The following is a 13003-nucleotide window of genomic DNA, read 5'->3' on the forward strand; positions in this document are numbered from 1 at the left end:
TAGCAGCTATCAAAACGGTAGTCGTCGTGGTCAGGCTGTGCAGCAGGGCGGGGGCCGCCTCAAATGCGCATTGGCATGACCACGTACTTGAAGCTGTCGTTCTCGGGGATGGTCAGCAGCGCAGAGCTGTTGCCGTCCGAAAGCTCCACCTTCACCATGTCCTGGCCCATGTTGGCCAGGGCGTCGATGAGGTAGGTCACGTTGAAGCCGATCTCGATGGTGTCGCCACCGTAGTCGATGTCGAGCTCGTCCACGGCCTCTTCCTGCTCGGCGTTGTTCGACGCCACGCGCAGGGTGCCGGGCTCCAGGTTCAGGCGCACCCCCTTGAACTTGTCGCTGGTCATGATGGCCGTGCGCTGCAGGCTGGCCAGCAGCGGGGCGCGGCCCAGGGTGATGCTGTTCTTGTGGTTCTTGGGGATCACGCGGTTGTAGTCGGGGAACTTGCCCTCGACCAGCTTGGTGACGAACTCCATGCCGCCAAAGGTGAACTTGGCCTGGTTGTTGGCGAACTGCATCTCGATGTGGGGCTGGTTCTCGCCGCCCGCATCGCTGAGCAAACGCTGCAACTCGATCACGGTCTTGCGCGGCAGGATGACTTCCTGCTTGGGCACTTCCACATCCAGCGTGGCGCTGGCAAAGGCCAGGCGGTGGCCGTCGGTGGCCACCAGGGACAGTTGCTTGCCCTCAGCCACGAACAGGATGCCGTTGAGGTAGTAGCGGATGTCCTGCACCGCCATGGCAAACGACACCTGACCGAGCAGGTCTTTCAGCGTCTTTTGGGGCACGGCGAACACGGGGCCGAAGGCGGCGGATTCCTGCACCAGCGGGAAGTCTTCTGCGGGCAGGCTTTGCAGCGTGAAGCGGCTCTTGCCGCCTTTCAGGATGAGCTTGGACTGGGCCGATTCGAGGCTCACGGTCTGGTCGCCGGGCATGGTGCGCAGGATGTCAATGAGCTTGCGCGCGCCCACGGTGGTGGTGAAGTCGCCGGTGTCGCCGCCCAGCTCAGCCGTGGTGCGGATCTGGATTTCGAGGTCGCTGGTCGTCAGCTGCAGGGCATTGCCCGTCTTGCGGATCAGCACATTGGCCAGGATGGGCAGCGTGTGGCGGCGCTCCACGATGCCAGCCACGGATTGCAGAACCGCGAGAACCTTGTCTTGTGTTGCCTTCAGGACGATCATGTCTTCAACCTCTTGTGGTTTTTGGGACGGTGCGTGGACAGCGGCACAGGTCGTGCCTCCCCCTGCTGTATAACCCGCCATTTTGCCCGTTTACCGGGCGGGTTCTTTTCGGGGTCTCTCCCACCGGTTGTCAGCCTTTCAGGGTCTGTTCCAGCACATGCAACTGCTGGTTCAACTCGGTCAGCTGCTGGCGCTCGCCCGAAATCTTGCGCACTGCATGCAAAACGGTGGTGTGGTCGCGCCCACCAAACAATTCTCCGATCTCGGGAAGACTCTTTTGCGTCAGTTCCTTGGCCAGGTACATCGCAATCTGGCGCGGCCGGGCAATGCTGGCCGGGCGCTTCTTGCTGTACATGTCGGCGACCTTGATCTTGTAGTAGTCAGCCACCGTTTTCTGGATGTTTTCCACAGAAATCTGCCGGTTCTGGATCGACAGCAGATCGCGCAGCGCCTCGCGGGCGAGCTGGATGGAAATCTCTTTCTGGTTGAAGCGCGAGTAAGCCAGGATCTTGCGCAGCGCGCCTTCGAGCTCGCGCACGTTGGAGCGCACGTTCTTGGCCACGAAAAAGGCCACTTCTTCGGGCATCTCGGTGCCTTCGACGCGGGCCTTGTTGATCAGGATGGCCACGCGCATTTCCAGCTCGGGTGGCTCGATGGCCACCGTCAGACCCGAGTCGAAGCGCGACACCAGCCGCTCGTGGATGTTGGCCAGGCCCTTCGGATACGTGTCCGACGTCATCACGATGTGAGACTTCTTGGCCAGCAGGGCTTCGAACGCGTTGAAGAATTCTTCCTGCGTGCGGTCCTTGTTGGCGAAGAACTGCACATCGTCGATCAGCAGCAGGTCGAGCGAGTGGTAGCGTTCCTTGAATTCATCAAAGGTGCGCCGCTGGTAGGCCTTAACCACATCCGACACAAACTGCTCGGCATGGATGTAGAGAACTTTGGCGTCGGGCTTGTCCTGCAGCAGGCGGTTGCCCACAGCGTGCACCAGGTGGGTCTTGCCCAGACCCACGCCGCCATAGATAAACAGCGGGTTGTACAGGTGGCCGGGCATGCCCGCCACGTGCATGGCGGCCGAGCGCGCCATGCGGTTGGCCGTGCCTTCCACCAGCGTCTCAAATGTGAGGCCTGCATTGAGCCGGTTGCGGAAGGCGCCCGCTGAGGCTTCATCGCTGTGGCTCGATGGCGGTTCGGACTGCGTTGCGGTGTTCGATGGTTCAGACGCTGCGGGTCGTGCGTAAGTGCGTACAACGGATTCCCGCTGAGCGAGCGCTAACTCCAGGGTGACGGGCTGGCCATACAGGCCTTCGAGCAAGGCGGCGATGCGGCCCGCATATTGCGCCCGGATCCAGTCGAGCTTGAACCGGTTGCCCACCAGCACGGTGACCTTGGAGAAGTCTTCGGCCACCTGGGCAATCAGGGGCTTGATCCAGGTGTTGAACTGCTGCTCGGGCAGGTCTTGCGCCAGTTGCTCTACGCAGGCTTGCCACAGGCCCTGGCCGGCATCTGCACCGGGTGAATGTTGGGGGCTGCGGGAGGGTTCCTCGATCATTTCAGGGGGATTCTTGTTGTGGATAGGAGGAACGGGGCTGGGCGGCGGATTGTAGCTTGTCAAATAGTTATCCACAATTTGAAAACTGCGGTGGTCAGAGGTGTTGATAGACGTTCAGGGGGCGCTGTGGTGCTGGCGTGTACCCATTGAAAACCGCAGCCGTAGTTGCCGAGAACCCGTGATAAGCCGCGATAAAACAAGCCGAAACGTGATCCGGAGATAAGCCTGCCAGCCAAAAGGCATTGCCAGCAGCTGGCTAGCCTGCGATAATCTCGGGTTTCCCTGAATGTGTTCAGGGTGATTTGACCCGGCGCGCCGTTATTTCTGCCCCGTGGATCTGCCGCCAAAGTCCTGTTGTACAGGGCGTGGCTGCGCAGATTGCAGGGGGTTCAAGAGCAGCAGTCCGGAACTGAACCTCAAGGAATAGCACCATGAAACGTACTTATCAGCCCTCCAAGACGCGCCGCGCGCGCACCCACGGTTTCCTCGTCCGCATGAAGACCCGCGGCGGCCGTGCCGTTATCAACGCACGCCGCGCCAAGGGCCGCAAGCGCCTGGCCGTCTAAGGCCGCTACGGTCTACGGCCTGCTCCCCGCCTGTTCCCGGCTTGTACCGCCAGGTTCCAAACGGGGCGCTTGCATGCACAGGCTGAAAACCCGTCCGCAGTTCCAGGCCACCATGGCGGGAGGCACTGTCTCCCGTACAGCGCATTTTGTGCTGCACCGTCTGGTGCTGGATGCCGAAGGTGCTGCGGCTGACCGCCAAGCCAGTGCTGCTTTACCCACAGGGCCCGGCTCCTTGCCGCAACAGCAAGGGCCGCAGGCCCTGTTTGCCGTGCAGGGCGTCTGGCTGGGTGCCATGGTGCCCAAGCGCTGGGCGCGCCGCGCCGTGACGCGCAACACGATCAAGCGACAGATCTACACCGTGGGCGCCACGTTTGAAGCGCGGCTCCCGCAGGCCGCCCATGTGGTGCGTCTGCGCACGGCGTTTGACCGCAAGCAGTTCGTGAGCGCTACGTCCGACCAGCTCAAGCAGGCGGTGCGGGCAGAGCTGTTGCAGCTGTTTGGCTACGCCGCACGGCGTGCAGGTGGGGCCGGTGCTGCTTCCCCCGCGCAGCAACAAGGTGGTGTTGCAGAGCCGGTGGTGCCATGCTGATGCAGCGCCTCTTGATCGGTGTCGTCAAGGGCTACCGGCTGTTCCTGAGCCCTTGGCTGGGTTCGTCGTGCCGGTTTGAACCGACCTGCTCGGTCTATTCGCTGCAGGCGCTGGAGCAGCATGGCGCTGCGGCGGGTAGCTATCTCACGGTGCGCAGGCTGGTACGCTGCCACCCCTGGTGTGACGGGGGCCATGACCCGGTCCCGCAACAATTGCCGCGCAGCATGCGGCTTTTCTCGCGGCTTCATCCTTCCAACACCCAACCATCCTCACCAAAGAAGTCTTCATGAACGACATTCGCCGCACCATCCTGTGGGTGATTTTTGGCTTTTCCATGGTTCTGCTGTGGGACAAGTGGCAGCTGCACAACGGCAACAAAGCCACCTTTTTCCCCACCACGCCCGCCGTGACGGCACCCGCCGCTGCTGGCGCTGCGTCGGGCGCGACCGGGGCTGCCAGCGTGCCTTCCACGAGTGCACCCGTGGCCGCTGCAGCGACGGGGGCCTCCGCCGTGCCGGGCCAGCCAGCGGCTGCTGCGGCAGCACCTGCCCCCCGCGAGCGCATCGAGGTCAAGACCGACCTGTATCGCCTGGTGTTTGACAGCGAAGGCGGCTCGCTCACGCATGCCGAGCTGCTCAAGCACGCCGACATGGCCGACAAGGCCCGCAATTTCCTGTTGCTGGACGAAAGCGCCCAGCGCGTTTATGTGGCGCAAACCGGCCTGATCGGTGGCACGTTCCCCACCCACAAGACTGCCATGACCGTGGTGCCCGGCCCGCGTGAACTCAAGGACGGTGAAGATGAAATCAGCGTTCGCTTCGAATCGCCTGCACAGGGCGGCGTGAAGCTGGTCAAGACCTGGACCATCAAGCGTGGCGCCTATGACATCGCTGTCAAGCACGACATCGTCAATACGGGCAGCGCGGCGGTGTCGCCCCAGCTGTACCTGCAATTGGTGCGCGATGGCAACAAGCCTCCCGGAGAGTCGTCGTTCTACTCCACCTTCACCGGCCCGGCCGTCTACACCGACGCCAAGAAGTACCAGAAGATCGAGTTCAAGGACATCGACAACGGCAAGATCGACATCCCCAAGGACTCGCCCAACGGCTACGTGGCCATGGTGCAGCATTACTTCGCCACAGCATGGCTGCTGGCCGACGGTGTGCAGCGCGAGCCCTTCACTCGCAAGGTGGACACCAACCTGTACTCCGTGGGCATGCTGACCTCGCTGGGCGCCATCGAGCCCGGTGCCACCAAGACCATCGATGCGCGCCTGTTCGCTGGCCCGCAGGTCGAAACGATGATGGAAAAGCTGTACCCCGGTCTGGAGCTGGTCAAGGACTATGGCTGGCTCACCATCCTGTCCAAGCCGCTGTACTGGCTGCTGGACCAGCTGCACAAGCTGCTGAACAACTGGGGCTGGTCCATCGTCGCCCTGGTGCTGTTGCTCAAGATCGCGTTCTACTGGCTCAACGCCAAGGCCTACGCCAGCATGGCCAAGATGAAGGCCATCAACCCCAAGATCATGGAGATGCGCGAGCGCCTGAAGGACAAGCCGCAGCAGATGCAGCAGGAGATGATGCGCATCTACCGCGAGGAGAAGGTCAACCCTATGGGCGGCTGCTTCCCTATCATGATTCAGATCCCTGTGTTCATTGCGCTGTACTGGGTGCTGCTGTCCAGCGTGGAAATGCGCAACGCGCCCTGGATCGGCTGGATCCACGACCTCTCAACGCCGGATCCGTTCTTCATCCTGCCCTTGCTGATGACGGCCAGCTCGCTGCTGCAGACAGCCCTGAACCCCGCGCCGCCAGACCCGATGCAGGCCAAGATGATGTGGTTCATGCCGCTGATCTTCAGCGTGATGTTCTTCTTCTTCCCGGCCGGCCTGGTGCTGTACTGGCTGACCAACAACATCCTGTCGATTGCGCAGCAGTGGCTCATCAACACCCGAATGGGCGTGCCACCGCAATTTAACTTGCCGAAGTTCAAGTGATGCCGCAGCGGCAACGCTGACATCAATGAACTGACTCCCGAAAGGCCGCGCAAGCGGCCTTTTTCTTGCCCATCCACCCTGTACAGTCACCACCATGCTTGCCCGCCACCAAGACCCCATCGTCGCCATCGCCACCGCCCCGGGGCGTGGGGCCGTCGGCATCGTGCGCGTGTCAGGGCGCGGGTTGGATGCGCTGGTGCAGGCGGTTTGCGGGCGCACCCTCAAGCCCCGCGAGGCCACCTACCTGCCCTTTCGCGATGCGCAGGGCCAGGCCATCGACCAGGGGCTGGCGCTGTACTTTCCCGGCCCGCACAGCTACACCGGCGAAGACGTGCTGGAGCTGCAGGCCCACGGCGGCCCGGTGGTGCTGCAACTGCTGCTGGCACGCTGCCTGGAGGCGGGTGCCGCCACCGACCCTGCTACCGGCCAGCCCAATCTGCGCGGCTTGCGCGTCGCCCAGCCGGGCGAGTTCACCGAACGAGCCTTCCTGAACGACAAGATCGACCTGGCCCAGGCCGAGGCGATTGCCGACCTGATCGACGCCAGCACCGAGGCGGCTGCCCGCAGCGCCAGCCGCTCGCTGACCGGGGCTTTTTCGGCCGAGATCCATGGCCTGCGTGATGCCCTCATCCACCTGCGCATGCTGGTGGAGGCCACGCTGGACTTCCCTGAGGAAGAAATCGACTTCCTGCGCAAGGCAGATGCGCATGGACAGCTATCGAATTTGCAGCAAACATTGGCCTCTGTGATGCAGCGGGCGCGCCAGGGCGCGCTGCTGCGCGAGGGCATCAAGGTGGTGATCGCAGGCCAGCCCAATGCCGGTAAAAGCTCGTTGCTCAACGCGCTGGCGGGGGTCGAGCTGGCCATCGTCACCCCCATTGCAGGCACCACCCGCGACAAGGTGCAGCAGACCATCCAGATCGAAGGTGTGCCCCTGCACATCATCGACACCGCCGGCCTGCGCGACAGCGAGGACGAGGTGGAGCGCATCGGCATTGCCCGCGCCTGGGACGAGATTGCCGGGGCCGACGCGGTGCTGTTCCTGCATGACCTGGAGCGTGCGGATGCTCCTGAATACATAGCTGGTGACGCCGATATAGCAAGCGCCATGGCCCAAAAAATGCCCAAGAGCATTCCCGTGATTGACGTCTGGAACAAGCTCGACCGGGCGCCAGGGGCGGCTGCGGCGGCGGGTGAAAACGCCCGGCCTGGCGTGCACCTGTCTGCCCGGACGGGCGAGGGCCTGGATGGTCTGCGGCGCCTGCTTCTGGAAGTAGCCGGCTGGCAGTCTGCGCCGGAAGGCCTCTACATTGCCCGTGCCCGGCATGTGGAGGCTTTGCAGGCCGTGGGGGCTCACTTGCAAGAGGCGGCCGACCAGCTGCAGGCCCAGGGCCCGGCGCTGGATCTGTTGGCCGAAGAGTTGCGCCTGGCTCAGAATGCCCTCAGCGCCATCACCGGCGAGTTCAGCTCGGATGACCTGCTGGGCGTCATTTTTTCCAGTTTTTGTATTGGCAAATAGGTCCGCAGAAGTGCGACTGTTCGTGCAGTTTGAACGGGCTGGCCTCCGACCAGGGCGCACAGGCCGCCGCCTGTCGCTTATGTTGTAAATGGACGTAAACAGCGCTTGTGCGCAATCTGTAACAAGGGTACTTTCGGCAAACCATGAATGTTCCCACGCCTGTTGTTTCCAAGGTAGACCTGCAAGGTCTGATCGATGCCATCGCACAGGCCAGTGCCGACGACAGCATGACCAACCCACTGACCCAGGCGCAGTGGGACATCCTCTCGTCTTACCTTCTGCCCGTGGTCATGCCCGCCGGACAGGTGTTGTTCACGCAGGGCGCTACAGACCGTACCTTGTACCTGGTGGAAAGCGGCAGCCTGAGCGTGCACTACCAGGACGAAAAAGAGCGCTTGCGTCTGGCGATCGTCGGGGCAGGCTCCGTGGTGGGCGAAGGTGCGTTTTTCTCGCACCGCTCCCGCAGCGCCACCGTGCAGGCCAGCGCGCCCTGCAAGCTGTGGAGCCTGACCGCCATCCGCTTCACCGAACTTTCCATCCGCCAGCCTGCCATTGCGCTGGGCCTGGTGATGGCCGCTGGGGCGGTACTGGCCAAGCGGCTGGGCAATCGCCGCCGCCGCGTTGCGGCCACCTGACAGACCACCGATGTGGTGGTGGCCTGCGGGCTTTTGCGGGGCAAGAATGGGTGTACAGCAAGTTACACTCAATTTGGATTTTTCTGGCGCCGTCCCGTAGAAAGCAAGCCATGTCTCTGTTCAGTTGGTTTAGCCGCAAACCTACTCCCCCCAAGCCCCGGCCCATGGCCGAACCGTCGGGCCTGTTGAATGCCGATGCCACGGTACCGCTCTCGCCAGGCCGCCAGGGCAAACCGCTGGTGGAGCCCCTGCCTCCCGAGCACGCCGCCAACCGCAAGAACGAACGCATGGAGCGCCGCGAGCTGCTCTACACGGTGGTCCGCGACGCGATGGTGCGGGCCGGTGTGCTGTCGGCCAGCTACAAGTTCAAGGTGCTGTCGCTGGACCAGCGGGGGCGCCAGTTTCTGGTCATGATGGACCTGGCGCGTGAATACGGTGGAGAAACTGTGCGCCTGTCCGAAATCGAGGCGCTGATTGCCCAGACGGCCAAAACCCGCTACGACATCCTGGTAACCGCCGTGTACTGGCGCATCAATGACCACGTGGCAGTGGGTATCCCCCAGAAGGGGGTTGCGCCCCAGGGGGCTTCCCTGCAGGCAGCGCCACCGCTGGCCCGGCGGCCGGTTCCGGTGGCTACGGCACCCGCTCCGGTGGTGGCCACCCCGGCCCGCCCGGTGGCGCCCGTGCCGACAGCCGCCGCCACGGCCCCCGCGCCACTGCGCCCTCCCCTGGCTGCTCCGGCGGTTGCGCCTGCTGCGGCGCCCACTGCGCCCGCCGCCGCACCACGCCCAGCACCACGGTACGAACCCATCGAGGCGGACGAAGTGGCGGCGTTCAAGCGCGCCCTGGCCTCGGCGGCAGGCACCACCGCCGCAGTGCCGCTGGCAGCGGCCAAGCCCGGTGTGCCTGTGCGTTCGGGGCCTTTGCTGCCGCCTTCGCAGCCCACGGGGTTTGAAGACACCGAAATGCCCGGGTCCGATGGCCCCGCGCCGGACCTGAGCAGCACCCAGTACGGCGAGCTGAACTGAACTGACCCTGCGGGCCGCAGCTCGTCGGACTCTGGGCGGCCGTGATCAGTGGCCCTCGAAGTCCACCAGCGTGTACAGCGGCAGGCCGGATTCGCGCAGCCGTTTGGAGCCTCCCAGCTCGGGCAGGTCCACGATGGCGGCGCCCTCGGTCACCGTCGCGCCCAGTTTCTCCAGCAGCTTGCGGCCCGCCATCATCGTGCCGCCCGTGGCAATGAGGTCATCGATCAGCAGCACGCGGTCGCCTGCCTTTACGGCGTCGGTGTGCAGTTCCACCGTGGCGCTGCCGTATTCAAGTTCATAGGTTTCCTCTACCGTGGTGAAGGGTAGCTTGCCCTTCTTGCGGATGGGCACAAAACCCACGTTGAGTTCATAGGCCACCACGGCACCCAGGATGAAGCCGCGTGCATCCAGCCCGGCCACCACATCCGGGCGCAGCGCCTTGTCCATGTAGCGGTGCACAAAGGCGTCGATCAGCACGCGGAACACCTTGGGGTCCTGCAGCAGCGGGGTGATGTCCCGGAACTGCACACCGGGTGCGGGCCAGTCGGGTACGGTGCGGATGTGCTGGCGGAGGTATTCGTTGACGCTGAGTGGCTGCATGGGATCGAGGGGGTAAAGAAAGGCTGCACGCGCAAACGTGCGCAGGCCAAAGGCCGTTGTGGGGCAAAGTGTATCCAGCCGGGGGTGGGTGCCCTGGGGGTGTGCCCGGAGCGCTGCAAGCCCCCATAATGTTTCCGTGCTGTTACACCCTTGGTAACGTCCCCCGTTGGACCACTCCACAACGCCGATCGGCCATGCCCATCTCCATCCTGCTGATCGAAAGCGATCATCACCACGCGCAGGCGGTGGTGGATGCGCTCGCAGACCCCTGGTCCGGCTGGCGGGTGGATGTGGCTCAGTCGCTGGCGCAGGCCCGGGACCACCTGGAGCACAGCAGGCCGGACATTGTGCTGGCGGCGCAGCGCAGCGTCGATGGCTCGGCCTTTGACCTGCTGCGGCTGCTCGATGGCGTCCCGGCCATGATCATCGTGCGCAAGGGCGCCGAGACCCATGCGGCCCAGGCCCTGCGCCACGGCTTTGATGACTATGCTGTGCAGGACCCTGCGCTGGACTACCTGCTGACCCTGCCCGCGCAGATCGATGCGGTGCTGGAGCGCAGTTCCAGCGCCCGTGCCCGGCTGGTGGCAGAGGCCATGCTGACGCGCCAGCACCGGTTGCTGCAGGCGATATCGCTCGCGCAGGCCATGTTCATCGCCAGTTCGGGCCCGCGCGCCGCGTTCGAGGCCCTGCTCAAGGAGCTGATGTCGCTCACGCAAAGTGCCTTTGGCCTGGTGGGCCAGGTACAACGTGCCGCTGATGGGCATCCCTTCCTGCGGGTGCATGCGATGACGGACATCAGTTGGGACGAGGCCTCCCATGCCCTCTATGCCCAGCACGCAGAAGAAGGCATGGTGTTCGACAACCTGCAGTCCCTGGTGGGCGCGGCGCTGGTGTCGGGCGAGCCGGTGCTCACCAACGATGCAGGCCACGACACGCGCAGCGCGGGCACGCCCCCGGGCCATCCCCCGCTGCACACCTACCTGGGGCTGCCCATCCATGCGGCGGGCGAACTGGTGGCCATGGTGGGCCTGGCCAATCGGCCCGAGGGGTATTCGGCGGCAGACGTGCAGTTTCTCCAGCCCCTGCTCAACACCGTGGGCCAGCTGGAAATGGCCCGCCGAGCCGAGCTGGCGCGCAGCGCGGTCGAGGTGGAACTCGCGCGCACCAGCGCGTTGCTGGCGGAGAAGACGCGCGCCCTCGAAGGCACGCTGGCCAGCGTGTCGCAAGGCATTACCAACGTGGATGCGGAGGGACGTATCCGCGTCTACAACCGGCGCTATCTGGAGCTGCTCGACCTGCCCGAATCCCTGCTGGCCGCCCAGCCCAAAGTCGAGGACGTGGTGCGGTTTCAGACCGAACGGGGCGATTTCGGCACCGGATTTGAGCTGATAGAACCCACGGCGCGCAACTATGTGGCGTCGGAATATGCGGCCCACGGTGGCAAGCTCACCATGCCGGACACCTATGTGCGGCGCACCCACAACGGCCGCTACATCGAAGTGCGCACTCGGGCCCTGGAGCCAGGGGGGCGCGTGCGCACCTTCACGGACGTGACCGACTACCTGAGCACCCTGGAGGCCTTGCGCCTGAGCGAATCGCGCTGGCGCAGCCTCACCCACCTGTCCTCCGACTGGTATTGGGAGCAGGATGCGCAGTTCCGCTTTGTGCGCCTGGACGGCAACCCCTACAACGATGCCGGTGTACCCGACGAGATGCACTACGGGCGCACGCGCTGGGAGCTGCCCAATACCTTTGTGAGCGAGGGCCAATGGCGGGAGCACCGCAGGCAACTGGAGGCGCACGAGGTGTTCCACGACTTTGAAATGCAACGTCTGACCGAAGACGGAAAGCCCGTGTGGGTCTCCATCAGCGGGGAGCCCATCTTTGATGGTGCCGGCCAGTTCACGGGCTACCGGGGCGTGGCGCGCGACATCACCGAACGTAAGCTGGCCGAGGCCGAGATCCAGCGCCTGGCCTTCTATGACGAACTCACCGGCCTTCCCAATCGGCGGCTGCTCATGGACCGGCTGGACCGCGCGGCCAACGCGTGTGCGCGGGAGGGATGCCACGGGGCTTTGCTGTTCCTGGACCTCGACAACTTCAAGGGCATCAACGACACCATGGGCCACGAGTGGGGAGACCGGCTGCTCGTGCAGGTGGGCGGGCGCATCGGCGCGTGCGTCCGCGCCACCGACACGGTGGCGCGTTTGGGTGGCGACGAGTTCGTGGTGGTGCTGCAGGGCCTCCACGCCGAGGTGGACGTGGCGGCCGCCGAAGCCGAGGCCGTGGCGCAAAAGGTGCTGGCGGCGCTGAACGAGCCCTACGTGGTGCAAAACAGCGAAGTGCACAGCACGCCCAGCATTGGCATTGCCCTTTTTCGCGGTGTGCAGCTGCCCGTGCAGGAGCTGCTCCAGCGCGCTGATCTGGCCATGTACCAGGCCAAGGCGCAGGGTCGCAACACGCTGTGTTTCTTTGACCCCGCCATGCAGGCGGCGGCGTCTGCGAGGTCGGCGCTGGAAGGCGACATGCGGCAGGGCATTCTGCGCAACGAGTTCCTGCTGCACTACCAGCCGGTGGTGGACGAGGCCGGCAAGGTGCTGGGGGCCGAGGCGCTGGTGCGCTGGAACCACCCGCAGCGCGGCATGGTGCCTCCCGGCGACTTCATCCCCCTGGCAGAGCAGACCGGACTGATCCTGGCGCTAGGGCGCCAGGTGCTGACCATGGCCTGCCGCCAGCTGGCGCTCTGGGCAACAGCGCCGCACACTGCGGACTGGACCGTGGCCGTGAACGTGAGCGCGCAGGAGTTTCGCCAACCCGGCTTTGCCGACGAAGTGCTCAGCGTGCTGCGCGATTGCGGGGCGGACCCGGCCCACCTCAAGCTCGAACTGACCGAAAGCCTGCTGCTGCATGACGTGGAAGACAGCATCCTCAAGATGCAGGCACTGCGCACGCTCGGCGTGGGCTTCTCGCTGGACGACTTTGGCACGGGCTATTCGAGCCTGAGCTACCTCAAGCGCCTGCCACTGGACCAGCTCAAAATCGACCAGAGCTTTGTGCGCGACGTGCTCACCGACCCCAACGACGCCACCATCGCCTGCACCATCATCACCCTGGCCCACAGCCTGGGCCTGGACGTGGTGGCCGAAGGGGTGGAAACCGAAGGGCAGCGCGCGTTCCTGTTGCGCAACGGTTGCCAGCAGTTCCAGGGCTATCTGTTCGGGCGGCCAGGGCCCGCCGAGCTTTTGTAGTTTGCTATTAAATATATAGCTATTGACGCTTGATAGATAAGCGCTAGGGCCATATTTAGTTCAAATTTTGGCGCCAGCCTCAGCCACTG

11 protein-coding genes are annotated in these 13003 nt (G+C 64.3%); 8 read left to right on the forward strand and 3 right to left on the reverse strand.

From position 1 onward, the window contains the following. Window positions 1-59: 59 nt before the first annotated feature. On the reverse strand, window positions 60-1178 hold the full coding sequence (gene dnaN / locus LPA35_RS11610) for a DNA polymerase III subunit beta (RefSeq protein ID WP_055401227.1): 1119 nt from the start codon (window positions 1176-1178) through the stop codon (window positions 60-62). 130 nt (window positions 1179-1308) lie between these two features. Beyond that, window positions 1309-2733: a chromosomal replication initiator protein DnaA gene (gene dnaA, locus LPA35_RS11615; RefSeq protein WP_121421707.1), complete on the reverse strand. Its 1425-nt coding sequence runs from the start codon at window positions 2731-2733 to the stop codon at window positions 1309-1311. A 431-nt stretch (window positions 2734-3164) separates the two neighbouring features. On the opposite strand from dnaA, the gene rpmH reads away from it, so the two are divergent. The 7 genes from rpmH to LPA35_RS11650 all read left to right on the forward strand — a co-directional run bounded on the left by rpmH (window position 3165) and on the right by LPA35_RS11650 (window position 9066). After that, window positions 3165-3299: a 50S ribosomal protein L34 gene (gene rpmH / locus LPA35_RS11620; RefSeq protein WP_005798102.1), complete on the forward strand. Its 135-nt coding sequence runs from the start codon at window positions 3165-3167 to the stop codon at window positions 3297-3299. Window positions 3300-3372: 73 nt separating this feature from the next. Next, window positions 3373-3888, forward strand: coding sequence for a ribonuclease P protein component (locus LPA35_RS11625; protein WP_055401229.1), 516 nt, complete (start codon window positions 3373-3375; stop codon window positions 3886-3888). Further along, entirely contained in the window at window positions 3885-4178 is a 294-nt protein-coding gene (gene yidD, locus LPA35_RS11630; protein ID WP_176889075.1) for a membrane protein insertion efficiency factor YidD, read from the forward strand. The genes LPA35_RS11625 and yidD overlap by 4 nt, the downstream gene beginning before the upstream one ends. After that, entirely contained in the window at window positions 4175-5884 is a 1710-nt protein-coding gene (yidC, locus tag LPA35_RS11635) for a membrane protein insertase YidC (protein WP_121421705.1), read from the forward strand. Before yidD ends, yidC begins: the two co-directional genes overlap by 4 nt. Before the next feature lie 94 nt (window positions 5885-5978). Next, the gene (mnmE, locus tag LPA35_RS11640) at window positions 5979-7403 is read left to right on the forward strand and encodes a tRNA uridine-5-carboxymethylaminomethyl(34) synthesis GTPase MnmE (RefSeq protein WP_228897092.1); all 1425 of its coding nucleotides are present in this window, start codon (window positions 5979-5981) and stop codon (window positions 7401-7403) included. 143 nt (window positions 7404-7546) lie between these two features. Beyond that, entirely contained in the window at window positions 7547-8038 is a 492-nt protein-coding gene (locus LPA35_RS11645; RefSeq protein WP_055401233.1) for a Crp/Fnr family transcriptional regulator, read from the forward strand. Between the two features lie 110 nt (window positions 8039-8148). Further along, window positions 8149-9066, forward strand: coding sequence for a hypothetical protein (locus LPA35_RS11650; RefSeq protein ID WP_228897093.1), 918 nt, complete (start codon window positions 8149-8151; stop codon window positions 9064-9066). A gap of 45 nt (window positions 9067-9111) precedes the next feature. Here the strand turns inward: LPA35_RS11650 and LPA35_RS11655 are convergent, their stop codons facing one another. After that, a complete protein-coding gene (locus LPA35_RS11655) occupies window positions 9112-9666 on the reverse strand; it encodes an adenine phosphoribosyltransferase (protein ID WP_121421703.1) in 555 nt (184 codons plus the stop codon). A gap of 194 nt (window positions 9667-9860) precedes the next feature. Between LPA35_RS11655 and LPA35_RS11660 the strand changes: the two genes are divergently transcribed. Then, the gene (locus tag LPA35_RS11660; protein ID WP_228897094.1) at window positions 9861-12914 is read left to right on the forward strand and encodes an EAL domain-containing protein; all 3054 of its coding nucleotides are present in this window, start codon (window positions 9861-9863) and stop codon (window positions 12912-12914) included. The last annotated feature ends 89 nt before the right edge of the window (window positions 12915-13003 follow it).

The organism is Acidovorax sp. Leaf73, assembly GCF_916855635.1.
Taxonomy (GTDB): Bacteria; Pseudomonadota; Gammaproteobacteria; order Burkholderiales; family Burkholderiaceae_C; genus Acidovorax; species Acidovorax facilis.

Excerpts from the sequence above, each read along its gene's own strand:
- LPA35_RS11645 (WP_055401233.1), top strand. The coding sequence starts at position 7,547 with ATGAATGTTCCCACGCCTGTTGTTTCCAAGGTAGACCTGCAAGGTCTG.
- LPA35_RS11650 (WP_228897093.1), top strand. The coding sequence starts at position 8,149 with ATGTCTCTGTTCAGTTGGTTTAGCCGCAAACCTACTCCCCCCAAGCCC.
- LPA35_RS11655 (WP_121421703.1), bottom strand. The coding sequence starts at position 9,666 with ATGCAGCCACTCAGCGTCAACGAATACCTCCGCCAGCACATCCGCACC.
- mnmE (WP_228897092.1), top strand. The coding sequence starts at position 5,979 with ATGCTTGCCCGCCACCAAGACCCCATCGTCGCCATCGCCACCGCCCCG.
- LPA35_RS11660 (WP_228897094.1), top strand. The coding sequence starts at position 9,861 with ATGCCCATCTCCATCCTGCTGATCGAAAGCGATCATCACCACGCGCAG.
- dnaA (WP_121421707.1), bottom strand. The coding sequence starts at position 2,733 with ATGATCGAGGAACCCTCCCGCAGCCCCCAACATTCACCCGGTGCAGAT.
- yidC (WP_121421705.1), top strand. The coding sequence starts at position 4,175 with ATGAACGACATTCGCCGCACCATCCTGTGGGTGATTTTTGGCTTTTCC.
- LPA35_RS11625 (WP_055401229.1), top strand. The coding sequence starts at position 3,373 with ATGCACAGGCTGAAAACCCGTCCGCAGTTCCAGGCCACCATGGCGGGA.
- dnaN (WP_055401227.1), bottom strand. The coding sequence starts at position 1,178 with ATGATCGTCCTGAAGGCAACACAAGACAAGGTTCTCGCGGTTCTGCAA.
- rpmH (WP_005798102.1), top strand. The coding sequence starts at position 3,165 with ATGAAACGTACTTATCAGCCCTCCAAGACGCGCCGCGCGCGCACCCAC.